The 25,334-nt window shown below is 33.2% G+C and carries 24 protein-coding genes; 7 read left to right on the top strand and 17 right to left on the bottom strand.

Annotated elements, in window-relative coordinates:
- Positions 1-52: 52 nt before the first annotated feature.
- Positions 53-397 (top strand): heavy-metal-associated domain-containing protein, encoded by a 345-nt coding sequence (locus LUU93_RS00965; protein ID WP_053470050.1) that lies wholly within the window; start codon positions 53-55, stop codon positions 395-397.
- A gap of 129 nt (positions 398-526) precedes the next feature.
- Positions 527-1,207, top strand: a complete 681-nt coding sequence (locus tag LUU93_RS00960; protein WP_232676744.1) for a DedA family protein — start codon at positions 527-529, stop codon at positions 1,205-1,207.
- A gap of 332 nt (positions 1,208-1,539) precedes the next feature.
- Here LUU93_RS00960 and rodA read toward each other — a convergent pair whose 3' ends face one another.
- From rodA to purH, 6 genes are all read right to left on the bottom strand, one after another.
- A complete protein-coding gene (gene rodA / locus LUU93_RS00955; RefSeq protein WP_232676737.1) occupies positions 1,540-2,775 on the bottom strand; it encodes a rod shape-determining protein RodA in 1,236 nt (411 codons plus the stop codon).
- Positions 2,776-2,786: 11 nt separating this feature from the next.
- A complete protein-coding gene (gene mrdA, locus LUU93_RS00950) occupies positions 2,787-4,754 on the bottom strand; it encodes a penicillin-binding protein 2 (protein WP_232676726.1) in 1,968 nt (655 codons plus the stop codon).
- Positions 4,751-5,257, bottom strand: coding sequence for a rod shape-determining protein MreD (locus LUU93_RS00945; RefSeq protein WP_232676717.1), 507 nt, complete (start codon positions 5,255-5,257; stop codon positions 4,751-4,753). The genes mrdA and LUU93_RS00945 overlap by 4 nt, the downstream gene beginning before the upstream one ends.
- Entirely contained in the window at positions 5,250-6,080 is an 831-nt protein-coding gene (gene mreC, locus LUU93_RS00940; protein WP_232676715.1) for a rod shape-determining protein MreC, read from the bottom strand. Before mreC ends, LUU93_RS00945 begins: the two co-directional genes overlap by 8 nt.
- A 112-nt stretch (positions 6,081-6,192) precedes the next feature.
- Complete coding sequence (locus LUU93_RS00935; RefSeq protein WP_008466528.1) at positions 6,193-7,221, bottom strand: rod shape-determining protein; 1,029 nt, start codon at positions 7,219-7,221, stop codon at positions 6,193-6,195.
- Positions 7,222-7,278: 57 nt separating this feature from the next.
- Positions 7,279-8,805, bottom strand: coding sequence for a bifunctional phosphoribosylaminoimidazolecarboxamide formyltransferase/IMP cyclohydrolase (purH, locus tag LUU93_RS00930; RefSeq protein ID WP_232676713.1), 1,527 nt, complete (start codon positions 8,803-8,805; stop codon positions 7,279-7,281).
- A 164-nt stretch (positions 8,806-8,969) separates the two neighbouring features.
- Here purH and LUU93_RS00925 point away from each other — a divergent pair, with 164 nt between their 5' ends.
- Together LUU93_RS00925 and LUU93_RS00920 are read left to right on the top strand one after the other, a co-directional pair.
- Positions 8,970-10,217 carry an ABC transporter permease gene (locus LUU93_RS00925; protein WP_232676711.1) on the top strand — a complete coding sequence of 416 codons (1,248 nt, stop codon included), beginning with the start codon at positions 8,970-8,972 and terminating at the stop codon, positions 10,215-10,217.
- Between the two features lie 87 nt (positions 10,218-10,304).
- On the top strand, positions 10,305-11,189 hold the full coding sequence (locus tag LUU93_RS00920; RefSeq protein WP_232676704.1) for a cupin-like domain-containing protein: 885 nt from the start codon (positions 10,305-10,307) through the stop codon (positions 11,187-11,189).
- A 195-nt stretch (positions 11,190-11,384) separates the two neighbouring features.
- On the opposite strand, the gene accD is transcribed toward LUU93_RS00920, so the two are convergent.
- The 3 genes from accD to tamL all read right to left on the bottom strand — a co-directional run bounded on the left by accD (position 11,385) and on the right by tamL (position 16,026).
- Positions 11,385-12,239, bottom strand: coding sequence for an acetyl-CoA carboxylase, carboxyltransferase subunit beta (gene accD / locus LUU93_RS00915; protein WP_026728501.1), 855 nt, complete (start codon positions 12,237-12,239; stop codon positions 11,385-11,387).
- 85 nt (positions 12,240-12,324) lie between these two features.
- On the bottom strand, positions 12,325-13,392 hold the full coding sequence (gene fbaA / locus LUU93_RS00910) for a class II fructose-bisphosphate aldolase (RefSeq protein WP_035645669.1): 1,068 nt from the start codon (positions 13,390-13,392) through the stop codon (positions 12,325-12,327).
- 60 nt (positions 13,393-13,452) lie between these two features.
- Positions 13,453-16,026, bottom strand: coding sequence for a translocation and assembly module lipoprotein TamL (gene tamL, locus LUU93_RS00905; RefSeq protein ID WP_232676693.1), 2,574 nt, complete (start codon positions 16,024-16,026; stop codon positions 13,453-13,455).
- A 38-nt stretch (positions 16,027-16,064) separates the two neighbouring features.
- Between tamL and LUU93_RS00900 the strand changes: the two genes are divergently transcribed.
- Positions 16,065-16,793, top strand: coding sequence for a TrmH family RNA methyltransferase (locus tag LUU93_RS00900; RefSeq protein ID WP_232676691.1), 729 nt, complete (start codon positions 16,065-16,067; stop codon positions 16,791-16,793).
- 9 nt (positions 16,794-16,802) lie between these two features.
- Here LUU93_RS00900 and porT read toward each other — a convergent pair whose 3' ends face one another.
- The 4 genes from porT to LUU93_RS00880 all read right to left on the bottom strand — a co-directional run bounded on the left by porT (position 16,803) and on the right by LUU93_RS00880 (position 19,677).
- Positions 16,803-17,525: a type IX secretion/gliding motility protein PorT/SprT gene (porT, locus tag LUU93_RS00895; protein ID WP_232676689.1), complete on the bottom strand. Its 723-nt coding sequence runs from the start codon at positions 17,523-17,525 to the stop codon at positions 16,803-16,805.
- A gap of 1 nt (position 17,526) precedes the next feature.
- Complete coding sequence (gene ubiE / locus LUU93_RS00890) at positions 17,527-18,258, bottom strand: bifunctional demethylmenaquinone methyltransferase/2-methoxy-6-polyprenyl-1,4-benzoquinol methylase UbiE (protein WP_232676687.1); 732 nt, start codon at positions 18,256-18,258, stop codon at positions 17,527-17,529.
- A gap of 580 nt (positions 18,259-18,838) precedes the next feature.
- A complete protein-coding gene (locus tag LUU93_RS00885; RefSeq protein ID WP_232676685.1) occupies positions 18,839-19,321 on the bottom strand; it encodes a dihydrofolate reductase in 483 nt (160 codons plus the stop codon).
- An 11-nt stretch (positions 19,322-19,332) separates the two neighbouring features.
- Positions 19,333-19,677 (bottom strand): 2TM domain-containing protein, encoded by a 345-nt coding sequence (locus LUU93_RS00880; RefSeq protein ID WP_232676683.1) that lies wholly within the window; start codon positions 19,675-19,677, stop codon positions 19,333-19,335.
- A gap of 237 nt (positions 19,678-19,914) precedes the next feature.
- On the opposite strand from LUU93_RS00880, the gene LUU93_RS00875 reads away from it, so the two are divergent.
- Positions 19,915-20,211: an isoamylase early set domain-containing protein gene (locus LUU93_RS00875; protein WP_232676681.1), complete on the top strand. Its 297-nt coding sequence runs from the start codon at positions 19,915-19,917 to the stop codon at positions 20,209-20,211.
- Between the two features lie 39 nt (positions 20,212-20,250).
- Here the strand turns inward: LUU93_RS00875 and LUU93_RS00870 are convergent, their stop codons facing one another.
- The 4 genes from LUU93_RS00870 to LUU93_RS00855 all read right to left on the bottom strand — a co-directional run bounded on the left by LUU93_RS00870 (position 20,251) and on the right by LUU93_RS00855 (position 23,853).
- Positions 20,251-21,102: a thymidylate synthase gene (locus LUU93_RS00870; protein ID WP_232676679.1), complete on the bottom strand. Its 852-nt coding sequence runs from the start codon at positions 21,100-21,102 to the stop codon at positions 20,251-20,253.
- Between the two features lie 117 nt (positions 21,103-21,219).
- The gene (locus LUU93_RS00865; protein WP_232676677.1) at positions 21,220-21,843 is read right to left on the bottom strand and encodes a bifunctional nuclease family protein; all 624 of its coding nucleotides are present in this window, start codon (positions 21,841-21,843) and stop codon (positions 21,220-21,222) included.
- A gap of 162 nt (positions 21,844-22,005) precedes the next feature.
- Positions 22,006-22,974: an electron transfer flavoprotein subunit alpha/FixB family protein gene (locus tag LUU93_RS00860; RefSeq protein ID WP_232676668.1), complete on the bottom strand. Its 969-nt coding sequence runs from the start codon at positions 22,972-22,974 to the stop codon at positions 22,006-22,008.
- A gap of 132 nt (positions 22,975-23,106) precedes the next feature.
- On the bottom strand, positions 23,107-23,853 hold the full coding sequence (locus LUU93_RS00855) for an electron transfer flavoprotein subunit beta/FixA family protein (RefSeq protein WP_232676659.1): 747 nt from the start codon (positions 23,851-23,853) through the stop codon (positions 23,107-23,109).
- Positions 23,854-24,356: 503 nt separating this feature from the next.
- On the opposite strand from LUU93_RS00855, the gene LUU93_RS00850 reads away from it, so the two are divergent.
- A complete protein-coding gene (locus tag LUU93_RS00850) occupies positions 24,357-25,334 on the top strand; it encodes a pyruvate dehydrogenase complex E1 component subunit beta (RefSeq protein WP_056207778.1) in 978 nt (325 codons plus the stop codon).

The raw sequence follows: 25,334 nt of genomic DNA, 5'->3' as shown, positions 1-25,334 counted from the left end.
TCAATATCAATATCAATATCAATAATAAATTTATAACACTAAATAACAGACAATGAAAAATTTGATTTTAATAGCAATGATAACTTTTTTAGGGTTTTCGGCTCAGGCTCAAACTAAAAAAAATAAGAATTTAAAATATACTGTAGAAGTTAACGGAAACTGTGAACAGTGTAAAAAGCGAATTGAAAAAGCTGCATTTGGAGTTCCGGGTGTAAAAACTGCTTCTTGGGATATTAGCACACATCAGCTTACTGTGATTTTAAATGAAGAGAAATCTTCTCCACAAGATTTGAATGCTGCAATTGCAAAAGTTGGACATGATACAAAAGAAGTAAAGGCCGCAGATGCTGATTATGAAAATCTTCATTCTTGCTGTAAGTATGAGAGAGAAAAATAATTTTAAAAGCCCGAGTATAATCTTCGGGCTTTTTTAATAGTTAATTTATCTTTAAAATATGGCTTTTAATTGTGGTTAAGGTAAATTATTGTTAATTTCACAAACTTATAAGTATAATCAAATTCGTTTATGAATAATTTTGAGTGGACCCAGTTACTAAACCCTGAATTCTATATAACTTTAAGTATCGGAGGTTTTGAGATTGGGTTATTTATTGTTCTGTTTATAGTTTTTGCCGAAACAGGACTTTTTGCAGGTTTTTTTCTACCAGGAGATAGTCTGCTTTTTTTGGCAGGTATTTACAGCCGTGACTTAATTCAAAATGTTGTTTATATTCCGGGAGATTTTATCAATGTATTTTTGCTTTCTACTGCTGTTGCATTTATGGGAGTTTTAGGAAACATGACAGGTTATTGGTTTGGAGCAAAAAGCGGTTATTATTTGTTTAAAAAAGAAGATACATTTTGGTTCAAGAAAAAATACCTTTTGCAATCAAAAGATTTCTTTGAAAAATACGGCGGAAAAGCAATTATTTATGCACGTTTCCTGCCAATCTTTAGAACTTTTGCACCAATCATTGCGGGAATAGTTTCTATGGATAAAAAGAAATTTATGTTTTATAATATCTTGAGTTCTTTCTTATGGTCATTTATTTTAATCTTTGCCGGACATTACTTATACGGTGTGTTTTTGAAAAAAGGAATTGATTTAAAAGAACATATTGAATACATCATTATAATAATCATTATCATTTCGACATTTCCGGTTCTTTTAAAACTCTTAAAAAAGAGACCAAGCGAAGAAATATAATATCAAAGAATAAAATAAAAAAGTCCGAAGTTTAAAAACTTTGGACTTTTTTTGTTTTCTGTTATTTAGATGAATCTATTCAAATAGTTAATTGAATTATACCGCATTTTAAATATAGCCCACGGTTTCAACCGTGGTACTCTCAATATATGTAATCGTATGTTATGTTGTATTCCATTCTCTATTTCATTCGTTTCCCACGGTTGAAACCGTGGGCTATGTTTTATAGAAAGAACTTATAAGAATGATTTTTTATTTTGTTATCCAATGGAAAGAGAAGTTTCTATAATTGGAATTTAAAATTTAAAATATTGAGTTTTTAAATTTAAATCCTACCATTCATTCACTTTATTAGCATCCATTTTTAAGAAGATGAACAATAAAATAGTGAAGCCCCAAAGTCCGGAACCTCCATAAGAAAAGAAGGGCAGCGGAACTCCAATTGTTGGAAAAACACCAATAACCATTGCAATGTTTACAAAGAAATGTATAAATAAAATTCCTGCGACACAATAGCCATAAACCCGGCTGAATTTAGTTTTTTGCCTTTCGGCTAAATAAATTACTCTTAGGAATAAACCGGTAAAAAGTAAAATAACAATCAAAGAACCAATAAATCCCCATTCTTCGCCAACTGTTGTGAAAATGTAATCGGTATGCTGTTCAGGAACGAATCCTCCTTTAGTTTGTGTTCCTTCTAAGAAACCTTTTCCAAGCCATCCTCCGGACCCAATAGCAATTTCAGATTGGTTAGTATTATAACCGATACCTTTCATATCTACTGTTTTTCCTAAAAGAATATTGAAACGATCTCTATGATGCTGTTTAAATACATTGTCGAATACATAATCAACAGAAAAGACAAATCCAGAGATAAGGGCCAGTAAAATTGCGCTTAAAAGGATATTCCTGTCAACTGCCCTTCCTTTAAAATGTATAATAATTAGAACACCCAGTGAAATTAAAATAACGACATACGGTTCTAAGATAAGCGTTAAAACAAATAATAGGATGGTAATAAAACCTGTCCAAACGTACCAGGCCGGCAGTCCTTCTCTAAATAAAACAAGAATAAAAACGCTATAGATTAACGCACTTCCCGGATCGGGCTGTGGCAGAATAAGCAATACAGGCAGAAATACAATCGCTAAAGCCTGTAACTGCCTGTTAGTTTCTTTTAGGTTAATTTGCGTATCACTTAAATATTTGGCTAATGCCAATGATGTAGCGGCTTTTGCAAACTCTGACGGCTGAAGCGTGAAACTTCCTATGGCATACCAGCATCGCTGACCGGCAATAGTTTTTCCAAAGAGAAACAATCCCGCCAAAGACAATAATGCAACACCAAATATGATACTAGCGTATTTTTCGTAAAATTTTCCATCAACAAAAAGCACAACAAAAATTAGTGGAATTGTACATCCAATAAAAATTAATTGTTTTTGGTACGTTCCATCGGTTGATAATAATGAGGAGGAATAAATATTCAGCCACCCCAATGTTACCAGCGCAATGTAGATAAAGACACTTATCCAGTCAATGTTATTTTTTACACTTTGATTTTTCATCTGAAATAATCTTAATTATTTTTAGTAGTGTCTATTATTGTTTTTTTAACTTCTGTTTTTGGAGCAGTTACTGCTTTAGGAACTACAATCTTAGCTTTTAAAACAGAATCTTTTGGTGTCGACTCAATTTCGCTTGCCTCGTTCATTCCGCCTAATTTGGCATATTCGCTTGCTAAACTTTTATTTAAAACGCGAATCTCCAAATCAGTTCTTGTGATTTTCTTTCTTAAATATTTTTCGATCATTAAACTGGCAATTGGCCCCGCAACAGTTGCTCCAAAACCTCCATTTTCAATCATAACTGCAATTGCAATTTTCGGATTGTCTTTTGGTGCAAAAGCAACAAAAATAGAGTGGTCTTTAAGCTTTTCTCTTTTACCGTTTATTTTGGCATAATTCTCAGCTGTTCCCGTTTTTCCGCAAATATCAATTCCGTTTACTCTAAGGGCATAAGCAGTACCTTTGTTGTAAACATCAAATAATCCGCTGATAACCGGCGGGAAATATTTTTGATCAATAGTTGTGGTATGCTTTTCTGTAAACTTAGGATCAATTTTTTTGCCTTCAATTTTTTTAATGATATGAGGCGTATAATAATATCCTTGGTTCGCTACTGTTGCCATCATATTTGCTAATTGAATAGGGGTCATTAAAACCTCTCCCTGCCCAATAGCATTTGATACAATAGTTGAGCTTCGCCATCCTCCGTTAGGATAGATTTTTTTGTATGTTTTTGATGTTGGAATATTACCTTTTTTACCCGTTGGTAAATCATATCCCATAAACTGACCTAAACCAAAACTTTTTACGTGACCGCTCCAAACATCTACAGCTTTACCCGGATCTGAATATTTGTTAATCGTTAACATATAAGCCTGACCAAAGTAAGTGTTACAGGAATTATAAATTCCATTATGTAATTGATGAGGTCCAAAGCCGTGGCATTTCATAAAACGACCACCGCCGTAACTAAATCCATGATGACACATAAAAGTAGTCTGCTCGTTGACAACACCTTCCTGCAGCGCGACTAAACCAGTTAGGATTTTAAATGGAGAACCTGGAGGATACTCAGCCAAAAGCCCACGGTCATACAAAGGTTTTGCAATAGAATCATGATATAACAGTGTGTAGTTTTTAGATCTTTGTCTTCCAACCAGAATCCCCGGATCGTAAGAAGGAGCAGTAACCAATGCCAATATTTCACCAGATTTTGGTTCAATAGCAACAATTCCACCGCGTTTGTTAATCATTAATTCTTCACCATACTTTTGAAGCTCGGCATCAATAGTTAAATTGATATCTTCTCCGGCAACGGCGATTGTATCATATTTTCCTTCTTTGTAGGCGCCAATTTCCCGGTTATATTTATCCTTTTGAATATATTTTACACCTTTTATACCGCGTAAAATTTCTTCATAGCTTTGTTCTACACCTTGTTTTCCAATTAAATCACCACTGTTGTAGTATGGATTCTCTTCAATTTGTTTTTCGTTTACCTGAGTAATGAAACCAAAAATATTAGCACCGTAGTCTACTTCGTAATCACGAAGAGAACGTTTTTGAAAATAGAAACCTTCATACTTTCTGATTTTTTCCTGAAAAGCAGCAAATTCGGTTTTATTTAACTGAGATAAAAATACAGATGGGAGCCTAGGGCTGTAAACTCTTGCCTTTGCAATTCTTTTCTCGTAATCTTCTCGTGTAATATTTAAAAGGGCACAAAATTCAGGGATATTAAGATTTTCTTTAATATCTCTTGGGATTACCATGATATCATAAGAAGCCTGATTGGCAACTAATAACTTACCATTTCTGTCATAAATATAACCGCGTTCAGGATAGTCATAGACTTTTTTAATTGCATTGTTTTCTGATTTCAATTTGAATGAATCGTCAATAATCTGCAGATAAAAGATCCTAATCACTAGCAAAGATGCTGCAATAATAATTAAAGAGGGCAGCAGAACTTTTCTCATCGTTTATTGGGCTTAATAATATAAATTATTATAATTGAAGTGATTATTGTAAAAATGCTGCTAAATAATGTTCGCAGTAAGATGTCTAGTATGAATTTAAACTGAAAAGCTTCTAAAGTAAATAATACAATATGATGTAATAAAACAGAGACTAATATAAATGAAAAGCGTTCAGGCGTTAAAGATTCGTTTAGTTTAATGGTTTGATATTCGTAACTTAAACCAAATGAAAACTTAAAAATATACGGCCGGTAATAAGAAAGAAGCACACAAGCTGTAGCATGGATTCCGCCAGAATTACAAAACATATCCATTACTAATCCCAGTAAAAAACTTGAAATAATTAATCCTGCTCTGTTACTGTTTACCGGATATAAAATAATGTACAAGATATATGGAAAAGGACTTATGTATCCTAAAAAATTCATGTTGTTAAAAATAACAATCTGAATTGCCAGCAACATAATAAATCGAAAAATATTTACCAACAAAGCGCTACTCATCTTTTTCTTTGCTTTTGTTTTCTAAATTAATAAGTTCTTCCCTGTCCTTACTCTTGATAATATAAACATGTCCTAAGTTTGTCATATCGTTAAACAACTTAACTTTTATAACATAAAAACTTGTATTTTCTTTTTTGTATACAACATCTACGGTTCCAATATTAATTCCCTCTGGGAAAATTACGGATTGTCCTCCGGTAACAATCGTGTCACCTTTTCTGATGGATGCTAATCTGGGAACATCTTCTAACTGAACAAATCCAGTACTTTTTCCGTCCCATGTTAATGAACCAAAATGATTTGACTTTTTAATTTTTGCATTAATGTGCGACTTCATATTCAAAATGCTGACCACAGTTGAGTAATTTGGCGAAGTATTGTCGATAACACCAATAATTCCTAAGCTGTTAATAACACCCATATCTTGTTTAACCCCTTCTTTGCTTCCTGAGTTAAGAGTGATATAGTTTTCGTGTGTATTATAAGAATTATGAATTACTTTTGAAACAATAATATCGGCAGGTTTAATACCTTTTATGCTGTCTGCCAGTGGTGCTTTGGTAGTGTCTTTTTTATTAAATAAAAGACTTTTTAACCTTGCATTTTCAAGTACAAGTTCGTCATTTTCGGCTCTTAAATTCAAATATTCGTTTACACGATTGATTCTTTCATAAACACCTCCGCTCAAAAAATTTGCGGAACTGATTACTCTGCTTCTGTGATAGGAATGCGATTGAATTGTGAGAGTCAACGAAATACCTAAAAGCAGCAAAAACAGCAATCGATTACTGTTTCTTATAATGAAATTAAAAATTTGCTGCATTTCGTGTCTGGTTATTTTGTTTCAGGATATGCTTTAAGGTTTCAAATTTTATTAGGGTCAAATATTAGAAATTTGACCCTAATAAAAGTATATTGATTGTTATTTCTGAATCTTATTTGATTAAGATACTTTTAAATTTTGCGATGTTTTTAAGCGCCATTCCTGTACCGCGAACAACTGCTCTTAACGGATCTTCAGCAATGTAAACAGGTAAATCTGTTTTTTGAGAAATACGTTTGTCAAGACCTCTTAACATAGATCCCCCGCCAGCTAAATAAATACCAGTGTTGTAAATATCGGCAGCTAACTCAGGAGGAGTTTGAGATAATGTTTCCATTACTGCATCCTCAATACGCTGAATCGATTTGTCTAATGCTTTTGCAATTTCACGGTAAGAAACATCAACTTGTTTTGGTTTTCCTGTAAGTAAGTCTCTACCTTGAACAGACATATCTTCTGGCGGTCCGTCTAAATCTTCGATAGCCGCTCCAATTTGAATTTTAATTTTCTCAGCAGTACTTTCCCCTACGAAAAGGTTATGCTGTGTACGCATGTAATAAACAATATCGTTTGTAAAAACGTCTCCCGCAATTTTTACAGATTTGTCGCATACAATTCCGCCTAATGCGATAACGGCAATTTCAGTTGTACCACCTCCAATATCGACAATCATGTTTCCTTTTGGCTGCATGATATCGATACCAATACCTATTGCGGCTGCCATAGGCTCATGAATTAAGTAAACTTCTTTTCCGTTTACTCTTTCACAAGATTCTTTTACCGCTCTCATCTCCACCTCAGTAATACCAGAAGGAATACAAACCACCATGCGTAATGCAGGAGTAAACATTCTTTTTTTCAATGCTGGAATACTTTTAATGAACATGTTGATCATTTTTTCCGAAGCATCAAAATCGGCAATTACACCATCTTTTAAAGGCCTTATGGTCTTGATGTTTTCATGCGTTTTACCTTGCATCATGTTGGCTTCCTTACCAACAGCAATGATTTTGCCTGACACTCTATCACGTGCAACGATTGACGGACTATCAATAACGACTTTATCATTATGTATGATTAAAGTGTTTGCGGTACCAAGGTCTATCGCAATATCCTCGGTCATGAAATCAAAAAATCCCATAAGTTTTTTAGGGGTTTAAAATGTTATAAAATTATTTATCGAACAAAGTTAAACAAATTAATGTTTAAAATGACGTGTTCCTGTAAATACCATTGCAAGATTATTTTCATTGCAATAATTTATGCTTAATTCATCTTTTATCGAACCTCCCGGCTGAATTACTGCGGTTATTCCTGCTTTTTTGGCTAATTCTACACAATCCGGAAAAGGGAAAAATGCATCACTTGCCATCGAAGCTCCATTTAAATCAAATCCAAAAGCTCTTGCTTTGTCAACAGCCTGTACTAAAGCGTCGACTCTTGAAGTCTGACCTGTACCGGATGAAATCAGTGTTCCGTTTTTTGCAAATACGATTGTGTTTGATTTTGTATTCTTGCAAATTTTTGAAGCAAAGATCAAATCTTCGATCTCCTGAGTGGTAGGTTCAGTAATAGTAACGGTTTTTAAATGCTCTTTATTATCTGTAATATTATTTCTGTCCTGAATTAACAAACCATTAAGACATGTTCTAACTTGTTTTAAAGGTAATTCGACTTCATTTTGAACTAATATAATTCTGTTTTTCTTTTCTTGTAAAACTGTAATCGCCTCATCATCATAAGCTGGAGCAATAACAACTTCACAGAATAGTTTGTTGATTTCCTGCGCTGCAGCCAAATCAATTTTAGTATTTGCAATTAAAACGCCGCCAAATGCAGATGTAGGATCACAAGCCAAAGCTGCTAAATAAGCTTCGCTTATGGTTTTTCTTGAAGCCAAACCGCAGGCATTGTTATGTTTTAAAATAGCAAATGTAGGTCCGTCAGTTTTAAATTCAGCAATTAAATTAACTGCAGCATCAACATCTAATAAGTTATTGTAAGATAATTCTTTTCCGTGAACTTTTTTGAACATAGCATCAAAATCTCCAAAGAAAAATCCTTTTTGATGCGGGTTTTCTCCATATCTTAAAACTTGTCCGTTATCAATACTTTCTTTGTAAATTGTTTCGTCAGTATTGAAGTAGTTAAAAATTGCACCATCATAATGAGATGAAACGTGGAAAGCTTTAGTAGCAAACAATCTTCTGTTTTCTAGAGTTGTAGCTCCATTTTGTTCCGTTATCAAATCTAAAAGAAGGCTGTATTCGTTAACAGAAGCAACAATTACAGTGTCTTTGAAATTTTTTGCACCGGCACGGATTAATGAAATTCCGCCAATGTCAATTTTTTCAATAATATCTTGTTCACTTGCACCAGAAGCAACAGTTTTTTCAAAAGGATACAAATCAACAATTACTAAATCAATTTGAGGAATGTCAAATTCTTTCATTTGCTGAACATCACTTTCATTATCCTGACGATTTAAAATTCCGCCAAAAATTTTCGGATGTAAAGTTTTTACCCTTCCTCCAAGAATTTCAGGAAAAGAAGTTATATCTTCAACAGGAACTACCGGAATTCCAAGGTTTTTAATGAAATCTTCTGTTCCTCCAGTTGAGTAAAGTGTTACGTTTTGTTCGTGTAATTTTCTAACAATTGGTTCTAATCCATCTTTCGAAAAAACAGATATTAATGCTGATTGTATTTTTTTAGTTGTGCTCATTGTGTAGTTATGATTTTCAGACTGCAAAAGTAGTTTTTTTATATATTATTTTAAAAGATTTAGTGTAACAATCTCTTAAAAAAATCTACTGATGAGTAAGTTAACTTTTATTAGGTTTTTGTTTTTAAATTATTGAATTTTACTTTATTGAAAAATACTACTATATGCTTCTTTATCTAAGATTATTAAAAGAAAGTCTCAGCTTTGCGATAAACGCTTTACGAAATAATAAACTGCGTACTTTATTATCATTGCTGGGTGTTACAATTGGTATATTTTCGATAATTGCCGTCTTGGCTGCCGTTGATTCATTAGACAAAAAAATCACTAAAGATTTGAGCAGTTTAGATAAAAATACGATTTATTTAATGAAATTTAACTTTGGGCCGTCTGAAATTCCACAATGGAAGAGAGAACAGTTTCCAAATGTAAAATATGATGAATATGTAGGTCTGAAAAATTCTATGAATAATACAGACCAGGTAGGTTATCAGCTTTTTGTAAATAGAGAAACCTTGAAGTATGATTCGAAAACGGCTGCTGATGTAAACATCGTTCCATCTTCATTTGAAATGGTAGATATCGATGGATTAAGTTTTGATAAAGGAAGATTTTACAACGAATCTGAATCGAATTCAGGAACGGCAGTTATTGTTTTAGGATATGAAATTGCAGAAGGACTTTTTGGTTCAAGTGATCCGATTGGAAAAAATATTCGTCTTTACGGACAGCGTTTTACCGTTATTGGTGTAATTGCCAAACAAGGCGCGGGATTTTTTGGAGACAGTAATGATACATCGGTTTATCTGCCGGCCAATTTTTTACGTCGAATGTATGGTGACAGCGATGCGATGACTCCAGTTATTGTTTTAAAACCCACGAAAGGAGTCGATATGGATGCTTACAAAGCTGAAGTTGCTCAAAAACTTAGAATAATCCGTGGAATGAAAGCTGGGGAAATGGATAATTTCTTTATCAATGTACTTTCCGGGTTTACTGATTTTATCGATGGAATTTTAGGACAGATGAATGTAGTGGGGTGGATTATAAGCGGATTTTCTCTTTTAGTCGGCGGATTCGGGATTGCAAATATTATGTTTGTTTCGGTTAAAGAAAGAACCCATTTAATTGGAATTCAAAAGTCATTAGGAGCAAAAAATCGTTTTATATTATTTCAGTTTTTATTTGAAGCCATAATTCTTTCCGTAATTGGTGGAATTATAGGTTTATTGATGGTTTGGGGAATTGCCATTATTCTAACAAAAGCACTGGACTTTGAGTTTGTTTTAAGTTTAGGAAATATACTTCTGGGAACTGGTCTGGCGGCATTTATCGGATTGATTTCGGGAATTCTACCAGCAATTTCTGCTGCAAATTTAGATCCAGTTGAGGCTATACGGACCGGGATGTAGTATTTTTTTTGTAATATTTTACTTAAAATTTTGAAGGCGGGGATTATTTAAATATTTTTGGCAACATAGAATTTAAATGATAAAAAAATGAGCTTTATACTAAAACCCGTTGATGCTGTTGAGTCTATTTCGAGAGAAGATTTTAAAAAGAATTATTTAGATAGAAGGAAACCTCTTATTATAAAAGGATTGACAAAAGATTGGCCTGCAAAAGAAAAATGGTCTACAGATTATTTTAAGGAAATTGCAGGAGATATTGAAGTAAAATTAGTAGATAATTCTAAAGCAGATCCAACCAAAGTAATTAATGCCTCAATTGCCAGTATGAAATTTGGGGAGTATCTTGATTTAATAAAAAGAGAACCAACAGATTTGCGTATTTTTTTCTTCAATCTCTTTAAACATAAACCTGAATTAGTTGATGATGTAAAAGTTCCAAAAGAATTAATGGGCGGTTTTATAGAAAGTATGCCTGCCATGTTTTTTGGAGGCTCAGATGCCGTTACTTTTTTGCATTATGATATTGATCTGCCACATCTTTTTCACACTCATTTTGGAGGCAGAAAACATATTAGGTTGTTTGACTATAAATGGAAAAAGAGGCTTTATTGTGTGCCTAATACAACTTATGCTCTGGAAGATTATGATGTTGCAAATCCTGATTTTGAAAAATTTCCCGCTTTAAAAGGTGTTGAAGGTTATGAAGTTTTTCTGGAACACGGAGATACGTTATTTATGCCAACCGGAATGTGGCACTGGATGCGTTATTTAGATGGCTCTTTTTCTCTAACACTTCGTGCCTGGGATTCATCTATAACCCGAAAAATGGCGAGCGTTTGGAGTTTATTCATGCATGGAGCAGTAGACAGCGGTATAAAAGTAGTTTTTAGACAACGTTATGCTAAATGGCGTGAGAAATTAGCTTTTAAAATTGCGGAAAAGGAATTAAGAAATGGCAGACCAAAGAAATAACAGAGTTTAGAATTGTCATTTTTAAGCAAAAAGTTTTATAGGAACGAAACATCGGCAGCAACGGAATTTATTCCGTTGGAAGATTAAATCCCGCGTTCAGAAGTTCCGTAGGAATGAGATATATTCGTTATTTAAGATATAAAAAATCCCAAGAAATACTTCTTGGGATTTTATATGTTTTAGAAGTTTAAAAAACTATCTAATATCATTATTTTGAATCAAATCGATATATAAGTTGATTTTATCTTTTAATTCTTTTCTAGGCGTGATAAAGTCTAAGAAACCGTGTTCTAAAAGAAACTCAGCTGTTTGAAAACCTTCTGGTAAATCTTTTCCTGTAGTATCGCGTACAACACGCGGACCAGCAAAACCAATCAAAGCGCCCGGCTCAGAGATGTTGATGTCTCCTAACATTGCGTAAGATGCAGTTGTTCCGCCCGTTGTAGGGTCTGTACAAAGAGAGATATAAGGTAATTTAGCTTCTGCTAATTGAGCTAGTTTTACAGAAGTTTTTGCTAATTGCATTAAAGAATAAGCCGCTTCCATCATACGAGCCCCGCCGGATTTAGAAATCATTACAAAAGGCAGTTTGTTTTTGATGGCGTGATCAATACCTCTTGCAATTTTTTCACCTACAACTGCTCCCATAGACCCGCCAATAAAAGCAAAATCCATACAGCAGATTACAAGTTCTCTTCCTTTAGATTTTCCTACTCCCGTACGTACAGCGTCTTTAAGATGAGTTTTTTCCATTACATCTTTCAATCTTTCTGCATATTTTTTTGTATCTACAAAATGCAGAGGATCTTTTGATGTCATGTTTTTATCTAACTCAACAAATTCGTTGTTGTCGAATAAAATTTCAAAATAGGTTGCGCTTCCAATTCGAACGTGAAAATCATCTTCAGGACTAACGAATAAGTTTCTTGCTAATTCGTCAGCATCAATAATTTTTCCAGTAGGAGATTTGTACCACAATCCTTTCGGAACGTCCATCTTATCTTCTGTCGCGGTCGTAATCCCTTTTTCCTGTCTTTTAAACCAAGCCATTTTTTAAAATTTAAGATTTAAGATTTTAGACTTTAGATTTTAGATTCCAAAAAGAAATCTAAAATCTAAAATCAGATATCTAAAATTATAGTGTATTCACATTGTTTAAATCTGCAAAGGCTTGTTCAAGTCTTGCGTTGAATGTTACTTCGCTTTCACGAACCCATCTTCTTGGATCGTAATATTTTTTGTTTGGAGCATCAGCACCTTCTGGGTTACCAATTTGTGATTTTAAATAGTCAAGGTTTTTAACCATATAATCACGGATTCCTTCAGTGTATGCAAACTGTAAATCAGTATCGATGTTCATTTTGATAACTCCGTAGCTAATTCCTTCTCTGATTTCTTCAAGTGTAGAACCTGAACCTCCGTGGAAAACAAAATCTACCGGGTTATGACCAGTGTTGAATTTGTTTTGAACGAAATCCTGAGAATTTTTTAAGATTTTTGGAGTTAATTTTACGTTTCCTGGTTTGTAAACACCGTGAACGTTTCCAAAAGCAGCAGCAATTGTAAACTTAGGACTTACTTTAGATAACTCTTCGTAAGCATAAGCAACTTCTTCTGGCTGAGTGTATAATTTTGAGCTGTCTACATCTGAGTTGTCAACACCATCTTCTTCACCACCTGTAATACCAAGCTCGATTTCTAATGTCATTCCCATTTTACTCATTCTAGCCAAATATTCTTTACAGATTTCAATGTTCTCTTCGATTGGCTCCTCAGACAAATCGATCATGTGTGAACTAAATAATGGTTTTCCTGTTTCTGCAAAATGTTTTTCAGAAGCATCTAATAAGCCATCAATCCAAGGCAATAATTTTTTTGCACAGTGGTCAGTATGTAAAATTACAGTTGCTCCGTAAGCTTCTGCCAAAGTGTGAATATGTTTTGCTCCGGCGATACCACCAGCGATAGCTGCTTTTTCACCTGCGTTAGATAAACCTTTTCCAGCGTTAAATTGTGCTCCTCCGTTTGAAAATTGAATAATAACTGGCGCATTTAGTTTTGCTGCAGTTTCAAGAACTCCATTGATTGTGCTTGATCCAGTAACGTTAACTGCTGGTAAAGCAAAACCTTTTTCTTTTGCATAATTAAAAATCTCCTGAACCTGATCTCCTGTAGCTACTCCTGGTTTAATGTTGTGTGCCATTGTAAATTTTTTTATAGTTGTTTTTAGTTTTTAGGTTGCAAAAATAAGAATTAATTAGCATTAGAATGGATAATTTATTCCAAAATTTAAAACCGAGTGCCCAAAATTGTATTCTTTAAACCATCTGTTGCCTTCGTCATGCGCCGGATTATAGGTCTTGAAGCCTAAATCTAAACGAATAACAAAAAAGCTTAAATCGTATCGTAAACCAAATCCAGAACCCAAAGCAATTTCATCTAAATCGTTTAAGCTGTTAAATCTTGCCTTGTCATCAATCACATTATCGAACACATTCCAGATATTTCCGGCGTCTGCAAAGAGCGCTCCTTTAACATCTCCAAAAATTTTAAAACGAAATTCGGCACTTAAGGCAATTTTCATATTCGCCTCGTTAAAATCGTTTAGGGCATTTGTGCTTCCGGGACCAAGAGAGTAGGGCTGCCATGCGCGATTATCATTTGATCCTCCAGAATAATAACTTCGTGAGAACGGAATATAATCTGAGTTTCCAAACGGAACTGCAATTCCAAAAAAGCTTCTAACCGCCAGTACTTTTTCTTTTCCAAAATCCCAGTGTTTAATATAATCGAATTCGGTTTTTAAATATTCAGAATATTCTAAATTAAAAATCGAATAATTTCCATTTGCATTTTTTTCCAATTTTGCAATGCTTGAAATCGCTGATAATAAAGTTCCAGCAGATTCTATTTTTGTTTTAAACTGATAAAAAGTATTATCGGCAAGATCTTTTTTTGTTGTTTTCGTAAATGTATAACTTGTGGCAAGAATAAAGTCATTCTCGGTCAAACGAATTCTTCTTTCTTCAATACTTTCTACATCTTTATATTCAGCATCTCCAGGTTTTAATGCGGTTTGGCCTGTTAATACCTCATTCGTAAAATTTGTAGTTCCGGTTGGGATCGTTAGGTTTTTTTGGGCTTGTTGTTCTGCGTCCTCTCCCCAGTTAGAAGCAACAGTGTTGTAATCCTTACCAATACCATTCAATTCATCATAAGATGAAGTATAAACATTAAAGTAATTGTTTGGATTTAAATTTCGAACATACTGAGCGTTCAACAATTCCAGTTTAGCAGTATTGTATCTTTTAGGCGACCAGTTGTACGAGATTCCTCCGGTAAAATTTTCTTTATCTAAACCAATATTTTGCTGTTTCGAAAAACCTGATGTAATTGAAGTATAAGGAATCATCCTCTTCGGAATAATTTTTTCTGTTCCAAAAGGCAGTAAAATCCTTGGAAAATTAAGCTTTAAGTCAAGTCCATATTCCGAAACATTAAAAAAGTTATTGTTTGGATTCGCCATGTCTTTTGATGAACCAATATTAGCACGTGCCGAAATTTCTAATGTTTCGGCTCTGTTGAATACGTTTCGAATAGTTTGAGAAATACTGGCCCCAATACCAAAATCCTGAATATTAGAGTGTGTTACGTCTAAAGTTGCACCAAAACTGTATTTTTTTCTCGGTGTTAAATACACATTTGCTATTAAAGATTGTGCAGTCGAATCACGTTTGTCTACTTCATATTGTATCGAAGGATAATTGAAAATTTTAAGATTGTTCAAATATCTGGAAGAAAGCGTTGTTCTTGTGTCAGAATAAGTGCTTCCTTTATTAATAAAAATTGCATCTGTAATTGCACGAGGTTTATACTTTAATTTTTTATAACTATACAAATTAAAGTTGTTGTACGTTGTACTGTCGTTAATTTTACTTTTTGCGTTAGCAGGCGAGTAATCCGTATAAATATTTACATCGCTTATTTTGTATAATTTAAACGGTTCCGTTCTGCTTGAATCCCTTTCCTGAATATTGTTGTTATTGATTATTAAAGTTACATCAGCCTTATGTTTTTTGCCAATAGTATCAATGTCAAAAGTTACGTAAGTTGGTTGAAAAAAGTAAGCACCATGATTTCTATAATAAGTGGTAATACGGTTTTTTTCTTCCTCAAAATCAGTAGTTTTATATTGATTCCCTGATTTTAAAAACGAAGGATCAGTATTTATTTTGTATAATGAATCGAGTGCAGGAGTCAATATTTTAGTTTTAATCGTATCAAGAGTATAACCTGGTCCTGTTGTAATATTATAATTTATCTGTGCTTTTTTTCGGGCAATACTATCGATTGTATAATCTGTTGACACATTAAAATAACCATTGTTGAAATAGTAAAATTTTAGACGCTGCAAAGATTTTTTAGTTCTTACAGTGTCAATAATTACCGGCGGTTCTCCAGTATTTTTTAAAAATTCGTGAATTCCTTTGTATAAAAAAGACTGACCAAGCCTGTCTACTTGTTTGGCAGATAGTAGTTTCGCCTGGCGTTCATATAAACCCGGGTGGTTTTTAAATTTCGCCTGATAGGTCGAATCCGGATTTAAATTGGCCAGATTGTATAAGTTTAAACGCAGTTTGTATCCTAATAAAGTACCGTTTGGTTTTTGGTACAATTGATTGGATGCGTTTTCATCGTTTGTAGATTTTCCATTTACAACAATATTATTTTTTACAAGAAGGTTTTTTCCATCCGGAACTCTTTTTACAGCATTACAAGCGCAAATAAGTATTGCTATTAGAATAAATGCTGTTATTTTTGTGGAATTATTTTTCAAGTGTTTTTTAATATTTAATTCAAAAGTACATTTATTTTATGGTTAGTAAAAACCAAATAAAGCTTATATCAGGCCTGCATCAAAAAAAACAGCGTTTTGCAAATCAATTGTTTTTTGCCGAAGGAGTAAAGGTAATTCAGGAATTGTTGCAATCCAATTTTGAATTAGAGCATTTATACACCATGTTAAATGATTTTGAAGAAGTTCAAACTGCAAAACGAACTCTTATTAATGAACAAGAACTGAAAAAAATAAGTGCTTTAACAACTCCAAATTCTTGTTTGGCAGTTTTTAAAATGCCTGTAGAAAATCAAATCATGAATTCTGGTTTAATTCTGGCCTTAGACGATATTCGTGATCCGGGAAATTTAGGAACGATAATGCGTCTTTGCGACTGGTTTGGAATCAAACAAATTGTCTGCTCAAAAGAAACAGTCGATATTTATAATCCAAAAGTGGTTCAGGCCACAATGGGATCAATTGCCAGAGTAAACGTAAATTATGTTGATCTAAAAACTTTTATAAGTCAAACAAAACTTCCTGTTTTTGGAACTTTTATGGATGGCAATAACATTTATCAATCTGATTTACCACAAAACGGAATCATTATTATGGGTAATGAAGCCAATGGTATTTCGGCAGAAATTGAAAAAATAGTCACGAGCCGACTTACAATTCCAAGATTTGGAGAGCTGCAAAAAACCGAAAGTTTAAATGTAGCTACAGCAACAGCAATTATTCTTAGTGAATTTAAACGAAATAGTTAAGATTTTGTTTTAATGAAATGTGAAATTTATTAAAATAGCTCTCGATTTCATTGAATCTATATTATCAGTATACGGACTTACCGGATGTTCTGGAGTTACATTATCACGAATTAACTCATCAGTAATACCAAACATGCCTCTAATAGAAGGAGAGAAGATAAAATATTCTGTAAAGAAATCGATTCCAAAACCTAATTCGTAAGCAGCTGTCCATTGTTTAGCCCTGAATTTACCTTCAAAGTTATCATCTATAGAGCTTGAGTTGCTTGATAGGTTTAAAGTGGTTGACATTCCGCCCACTAAATAAGGACGAATATTTCCGGTTCTTAAAGATGAAAACTTTAATAATAAAGGAAAGTGAATGTAAGTACTGTTTACTTCTCGCAAATAATCTTTTTCTAAGTTTCCAACTCCCGGGAAATATAAATCTCTTTTTGTGTAGTATAAACCTGGTTCAAAACGTAAATTAATATACTCCTGCAGTCTTAAATCAGCAACAACCCCCACATTAAAACCGGTTGTTTTTTTTACCTGAATATCTTTCTGAACAACATCTTTGTAATCAAATTTAAAGTCAAAACTATTGAAGCCTAAATAATAACCAAAATAGACACGTTGTTTCTGCCAGTTTTCAAGGTTAATAATAGGATCTTTACTAAACATATTTTTAGCAAATTGAGAATATCCTTTTGTCGTTAAGACTAATAAAAATACAATTACAATTTTTTTCATACTATTTTTTAGATGCTGAATAAATGGTTGCTACACCAAAAGTTTGCGGCATTGCTACAACATCTATAAACCCAGTTTTTCTCAAAATATTGTTTAGTGCTTCTCCATAAGGAAAAGCTGCGGCAGATTCAGATAAATAACCATAAGCTGAATTGTCTTTTGAAAACAATTTTCCAATAAGTGGAAGTATATTTTTGCTGTAAAATTTATATCCTTGTTTGTATGGTGTTTTATCTGGAACAGAAGTTTCCAGAATTACAAAAATGCCGTTTGGTTTTAAAACTCGTAAAATTTCGGCAAAACCTTTTTCTAAATGTTCAAAATTACGTACGCCAAAACCTACCGTAATCGCATCAAAATAATTATCCTCAAAAGGAATATTTTCTGAGTCGCCTAAAACTAAATCTATAACATTAGAAAGCTTTTTTTCTTCGACTTTCTTTTTTCCAACTTCAAGCATTCCGGCCGAAATATCAAGGCCAATGATTTTTTCTGCATTAGTTCTGGCCATCAAAATAGCCAGGTCACCAGTTCCGGTAGCGATATCAAGGATAACTTTTGGTTTAGAATCAGAAACTATTTTCAATACTTTTTTTCTCCATTTAGTGTCAATGCCAAATGAAATTACACGGTTCAAATTATCGTAGTTGCCTGAGATGTTATCAAACATTTGGGCAACCTGCTCTTTCTTACCTAAAGAAGAGTCTTTATATGGAGTTATTTTTTCAGACATTACTATAATTTACGCAAATATAAACAATCTAGTTTAACTGTAATTGAGTTTTTTAAATTGTCAATTAAATGTTCTGGAAGACAGACTAAACCAATTTTTTGGTACTTACTTAAACATCACCAAAAGTGGGTATTTTTAAAAAATCACCAAAAGTGGGTATTGTGTCCGGCTGATTTTATACCCAACTTTGTCAAAGTAAAAATGATGAAATTTTAATGATTGATAGTTTCACATTGACTTAATCAAATGGTTGCATTTTTTTGCACTGGCAGTCATTTGTTCAAGTGGTAGTTTTTAAAGTGTTGTTCTTGGGGGAATACTATTTTAAAAAGTGCGAAGTACGTTCTTAGGATTAAATTTGTTTTTGGAAATTTTAATTTTCTTGCCTTTAATATCTTAGTGGTATTTGTTATTAAAGGCGCTTTTGAGACTCGTTCTCAATTAACATTAAATGTTATTCATTTATTTCAAGTGTTTTTTTTTTCATTTGAGATTTTTACAAAAACTATTTCTTGAGCGAGTCAAGACTAAAAGTCAATCGTTTTTAAAAAACATCCTCCAAAAGAGGGTGTTTTTTTATTTATTTTCGAATGTAAGTTTCATAAGTATAATCATAAAGATGTTTTTCATCTTTAAAATTTTCTTCAGATTCTACTAACTGCCATTCACTCTTACTGATTTTAGGAAAAAAAGTATCAGCATCAAAAGTATGATGTACTTTGGTAATTTCAATTATATCAGTAAAAGGCAAACCCAGATTATAGATTTCTCCACCGCCAATAATATACGAATCTTCATTTTCGGGACATAATGCAATAGCTTTTTCAATACTGTCTACAACAATGCATCCTTCCGGATTATAATCTGTTTGACGGGTTATAACAATATGGGTGCGGTCTGGCAAAGGTTTAGGGAAGCTTTCAAAAGTTTTTCTCCCCATAATAATATGATGATTTGTCGTAAGGGATTTAAATCTTTTAAAGTCATTTGGCAAATGCCAGACTAAATCATTGTTTTTTCCCAGAGCATTATTTTCGGCAACAGCCGCTATCATTATAATCATGTTGTGTTTAACTAAATTTTATTCTCTGTGTCTTCGTTTATTTTCGATTCTAATTGACTGATTCTCTTTTGCTGTAAGGCAACAAGCCGGTCAATTTGTTCTCTTTCCCATTTTTTATTCATAAAACGATCTGTAATATAGACTTTTATGAAATGTAAAATAAAGATAAAGAGCCAGATAGTAATGCCCCAAATACACCAGTTTTGAGTAGTTCCTTCGCCAAAACCAAAAAATTTATTGGCAATAAATAAAAATAAACTCCCCAGCAGGAAAAGAACAAAATGAAAATATAAGACCTTTTTTTGTCTTAATCGTTTTCTGGCATATTCATATTGTTCGTGCACTTCTTTTTCCATAAGATAAAAATGAGATTATAAAGTTAAAATTTATTTTCAAAACTTCATATTTTGACTGTATAATATTTGTTTCAAAATGTTCTTAGAATTTGAAAAGCGTAAAAAAAAACCCATTAAATTATAAATCTAATTAAAATAATATACAGTTTTTACTATAATCATAAATCGTTATGGCGCTGTCGAATGTTCATCTGAATTTGTGTAATTTTATTGTAGAAATCTAAAAACTAAATAGTTATGTCTTTGAAAAAACAATTTATCAAAACGAAACCAGTAGTTAAAGTTACATTTTCAATAGATGCAAAAGATGCTGATTCGGCAGCAGTTGTTGGAGATTTTAATAACTGGAATGTTGAAGAAGGAACTTTAAGCAAGTTGAAAAACGGAACTTTTAAAGCTACTTATGATTTGGTTAAAGACGCGATTTACGAATTTAAATACGTAATCGACGGTACTTATGTTAATGATCCTGAAGCAGATTTTTACAAATGGAATGATTATGCCGGAAGTGAAAATAGTGTTTTAGTTGTATAAAAAAATCCGCTTGAAAATTTTCAGCGGATTTTTTTATAATTATACTGCAACACTTCCTTTTATTGCAGGATGCGGATCATAATCTAAAAGTGTAAAATCACTGAAATCAAAATCAAAAATGTTTTTAATCTCCGGATTTAAAATCATTTTTGGTAATGGTTTTGGTTCACGGGATAATTGCAATTTTAATTGCTCAAAATGATTATTGTAAATATGTGCGTCACCAAATGTATGAATAAATTCACCTGGCTCTAAATCGCAAACCTGCGCAATCATCATCGTGAACAATGCATAAGAAGCAATATTAAAAGGAACTCCTAAAAAGATATCGGCACTTCGCTGGTATAATTGACAAGACAGTTTTCCTTTAGTTTCTCCTTTTTCTAAATCTGGAGCTGCAACGTAAAATTGAAAAAAAGCATGACAAGGAGGCAAAGCCGCTTTGTTGTTGGCTACATTTTCCTCAAAAGATTTTTTTGTATCTGGCAGAACCGAAGGATTCCATGCCGAAACCAACATTCTTCGGCTGTTTGGATTTGTTTTTAATTCCGTAATTAATTCAGAAATCTGGTCAATTTCTTCGCTATTCCAGTTTCTCCATTGATGTCCGTAAACAGGTCCTAAATCACCATTAGAATCTGCCCATTCATCCCATATTTTTACTCCGTTTTCCTGAAGGTAGTTTATGTTTGTATCGCCTTTTAAAAACCAAAGCAATTCGTAAATAATCGATTTTAAATGTAATTTTTTGGTCGTAACCATTGGGAAACCTTCACTTAAATCAAAACGCATTTGGTAACCAAAAACACTTTTTGTTCCGGTTCCGGTACGATCTCCTTTTTGATTGCCGTTTTCTAAAACGTGTTTTACTAAATCTAAGTATTGTTTCATTGTTGCTTTAGGCTTTAAGCTTTATGCTTTAGGCTTTTTCCTAATGCTTTAAGCTTGTTTTTTATGTTTTGCGCTTTAAGCTTATTGCCTAAAGCTTAAGGCTTACAGCCTTAAAAATTATCTTTTCGAGATTTCGTCCCTGATTTTGGCTGCTTTTTCGTAATCTTCCTGAGAAACGGCCTGATCTAACAATTCGTTCAGCTCTTGCAAAGTATGTTTTGCGTAAACATCTCCAGATTGATTCGTTTCTTCTTCATGCCCAAAAGTTTCAGGGTTAGAAAGTACATCATCAATTTCCTGAGAGCCTTGGTCTGATTCTGAAGTGTTTGATTTCAAATAAATTCCGGCTTTGTCCAAAATGTTTTTATAAGTAAAAATCGGTGCGTTGAAACGCAAAGCCAAAGCGATTGCGTCAGAAGTTCTGGCATCGATAATTTCTTCGATTTTATCTCTTTCGCAGATTAAACTCGAGTAAAAAACGCCGTCTACTAATTTGTGAATGATAACTTGTTTTACGACTATGTCAAATCTTTCAGCAAAATTTTTAAATAAATCGTGAGTTAACGGGCGTGGTGGTTTTATTTCTTTTTCTAAGGCAATAGCGATCGATTGGGCTTCAAAAGCACCAATAACGATAGGTAATTTTCTTTCACCGTCAACTTCATTCAAAATTAAGGCATAAGCGCCATTTTGAGTTTGACTGTATGAAATCCCTTTTATGGATAATTTAACTAGACTCATATATGTTTGTAAAAAAGGCACTTAGCGCCTCATTTTAATGATTTTTTGATTGGAAAATAAAAGTGCAATTTTAATCAAAAAATATGGAACAAAAAAGCTGCCTATAAACAAAGATACGATATCTTGTTTTTAGGCAGCTATATTTTTGAAGAGAATTTTGAATTAAGAATGCTGAGCTTTGAAAGCTTTTAATTTCTCTGTTAATTTAGGAACAATTTCAAAAGCATCGCCAACAACACCATAATCAGCAACTTTAAAGAAAGGAGCTTCAGGATCATTATTGATTACTACTTTTACTTTTGAAGAGTTAATACCCGCAATATGCTGAATAGCTCCAGAAATTCCTATTGCAATATATAAATTAGTTGCAACTGGTTTTCCTGTTTGTCCAACGTGCTCGCTGTGAGGTCTCCATCCTAAATCTGAAACGGGTTTAGAACAAGCAGTTGCAGCACCAAGAACAGCAGCAAGATCTTCGATTAATCCCCAGTTTTCAGGACCTTTTAATCCGCGTCCGCCAGAAACTACGATATCAGCATCAGCGATAGAAACCTTTCCGGTAACTTTTTCTACTGATTCTACTTTTACTCCAAAGTCATTGTCGCCAATTGTTGGATTAAAATCTTCTTCAGATGCAGATCCTGCACTTTCGAAAATTCCGTAAGAGTTTTTAGCTAAACCAAGAACTTTTACATCTGTAGAAATTTCTGTGATATTGAAAGCTTTGTTTGAAAAAGCATTTCTTTTTACCTGAAAAGGTGAAGTGCTAACTGGTAATCCAACAACATTTGATGCAAAACCGGCATTTAAAGCTACGGCAACTAATGATGAAAGATAAATACTGTCTGTTGTAGAAGAAAGTAAAACTACTTTTGTCCCTTCTTTTTCAGCAGCCTGTTTGATTACATCGGCATAAGCTTTAGCTGTAAAACCGGCTAATTTATCATTGTTTACTTTTAAAACTTTATCAACTCCGTATTTACCTAATTCACTTGCGTCGCTGATGTTTACAGTTAAAGCTGTAACAGTTGTTCCTAAAGATTCAGCTACTTTTTTTGCGTAAGAAGCTAATTCGAAAGCTACTTTTTTAAATTTTCCTTCTGCAGATTCTGCATATATTAATATTGACATAACAATTTTAGATTTTAGATTTTAGATTTTAGATTTCAGATTTCAGATTTTTGAAAATGAAATCTAAAAAGATTATTGATTTTAGATTTTGAAGTGAATCAAAATGTAGATTTAGTATTGCAATCTGCAATCTTAAATAACCTTCGCTTCGTTGTGTAATAAATTGATTAACTCATCTAAATTATCTGCAGAAACTAATTTCACTGCTGATTTTGGGGCTGGTTTTTCAAATTTTACCGCTTTTGTATTTATAGGAGCGTCAACTGGCTCAAGAATAGTTAAAGCTTTAGTTCTTGCTGTCATGATTCCTCTCATGTTCGGGATACGTAAATCTTTTTCTTCAACAAGACCTTTTTGACCACCAATAATTAAAGGCAGCGTAGTGCTTACAGTTTCTTTTCCACCGTCGATTTCACGAACAGCTTTTACATTGTTTCCATCAACAGTTAAAGAGGTGCAAGAATTTAAAAAATTAGAGCCTAAAATTCCGGCAATCATTCCAGGAACCATTCCACCATTATAATCAAGAGATTCTTTTCCTGCAATTACAAGATCGTATCCGCCATTTTTAATTACTTCAGCTAATTGTTTTGCAACAAAAAATCCGTCAGTTGGGTTTGCGTTTACACGTATTGCTTCGTTTGCACCAATTGCCAATGCTTTACGCAATGTTGGTTCAGTATCAGGACCTCCAACATTTACAACTGTTACATTTGCACCTTGCTGTTCTTGGAACCAGATAGCACGTGTAAGTCCAAACTCATCATTAGGATTAATTACATATTGTACACCATTGGTATCGAATTCTGAATCACCATTGGAGAAGTTAATTTTTGAAGTAGTATCAGGCACATGGCTGATGCAAACTAATATTTTCATAAAGTATATATTTTGAATTTGTAATATGCTTTTACAAATTTAGAATTTAATTTGGAATAATTATACTATGCACGCATAATATTTTTTAAAACTATTACGATTTCGAAGATTATGTGTTTTGAGGTGGTTTTCATCGGAATCTTAAAATAAAGAAGCATTCATTTTGTCTGATTGTTAGGAATTTTGCAATTTTTGAAGATTAAACAATGGTTAAAGTTTAGGCTGATAAATACTAATTTTTGGTTTTAGCCGTTCTTATCAAAGAATTTATGAGGAAGAGGAATTAAACAAATAGAGTAAAGTTTGTCAAAAAAAAAAGATTTGGCAAATTAAGTGTGAGTTATACGTCTATTATATCGATTTCGTAAATATCACAATAATATTTTAAAAGTTAAAAGCTAAAGAGAGAAAGAACTTCATGCGATTTTAAATTCAATTTATGCTTTTAAGTTATTTAAAATATTTATTTTTGCTCTTCAGAAAATTCAACATACAAATAAAATATGAGAACAATACAATTTAGAGAGGCCATTTGTGAAGCGATGAGCGAAGAAATGCGTCACGATGAATCCATATATTTAATGGGCGAAGAAGTTGCAGAATACAACGGAGCATACAAAGCTTCAAAAGGAATGCTTGCTGAGTTTGGTGAAAAAAGAGTAATCGATACTCCAATTGCTGAGCTTGGTTTTACAGGAATTGCAGTAGGTTCTGCAATGAACGGTAACCGACCAATTGTAGAATATATGACATTCAACTTCTGTTTAGTTGGTATTGATCAAATTATAAATAATGCTGCTAAAATGCGTCAAATGACAGGTGGACAATTTAATGTGCCAATCGTTTTCCGCGGACCAACTGCTTCTGCAGGTCAATTAGGAGCAACTCACTCACAAGCTTTAGAAAACTGGTTTGCAAACACTCCGGGTCTTAAAGTTGTTGTGCCTTCAACTCCTTATGATGCAAAAGGACTTTTAAAATCTGCAATTCGCGATAATGACCCAGTTATTTTCATGGAATCTGAGCAAATGTATGGTGACAAAGGTGAAGTGCCAGACGGAGAATACACAATTCCACTAGGAGTTGCTGATATTAAACGTGAAGGAAAAGATGTAACTATTGTTTCTTTTGGAAAAATCATCAAAGAAGCTTTTATTGCTGCTGATGAATTAGCTAAAGAAGGGATTTCTTGTGAGATTATCGACTTAAGAACAGTTCGTCCTATGGATAAAGATGCGATTCTTAAATCTGTTAAAAAAACAAACCGTTTAGTAATTCTTGAAGAAGCCTGGCCTTTTGCCAGTATTTCATCAGAGATCACTTATATCGTTCAGGAACAAGCATTTGATTTCCTTGATGCGCCAATTCAACGTATAACAACTGCAGATACTCCTGCACCTTACTCTCCAGTATTATTAAAAGACTGGTTACCAAATGCAGGTGATGTAGTAAAAGCAGTTAAAAAAGTGTTATACAAATAA

This window comes from Flavobacterium soyae (assembly GCF_021245985.1).
Classification (GTDB): Bacteria; Bacteroidota; Bacteroidia; order Flavobacteriales; family Flavobacteriaceae; genus Flavobacterium; species Flavobacterium soyae.
This window is presented reverse-complemented; position numbering and strand designations above follow the sequence as displayed.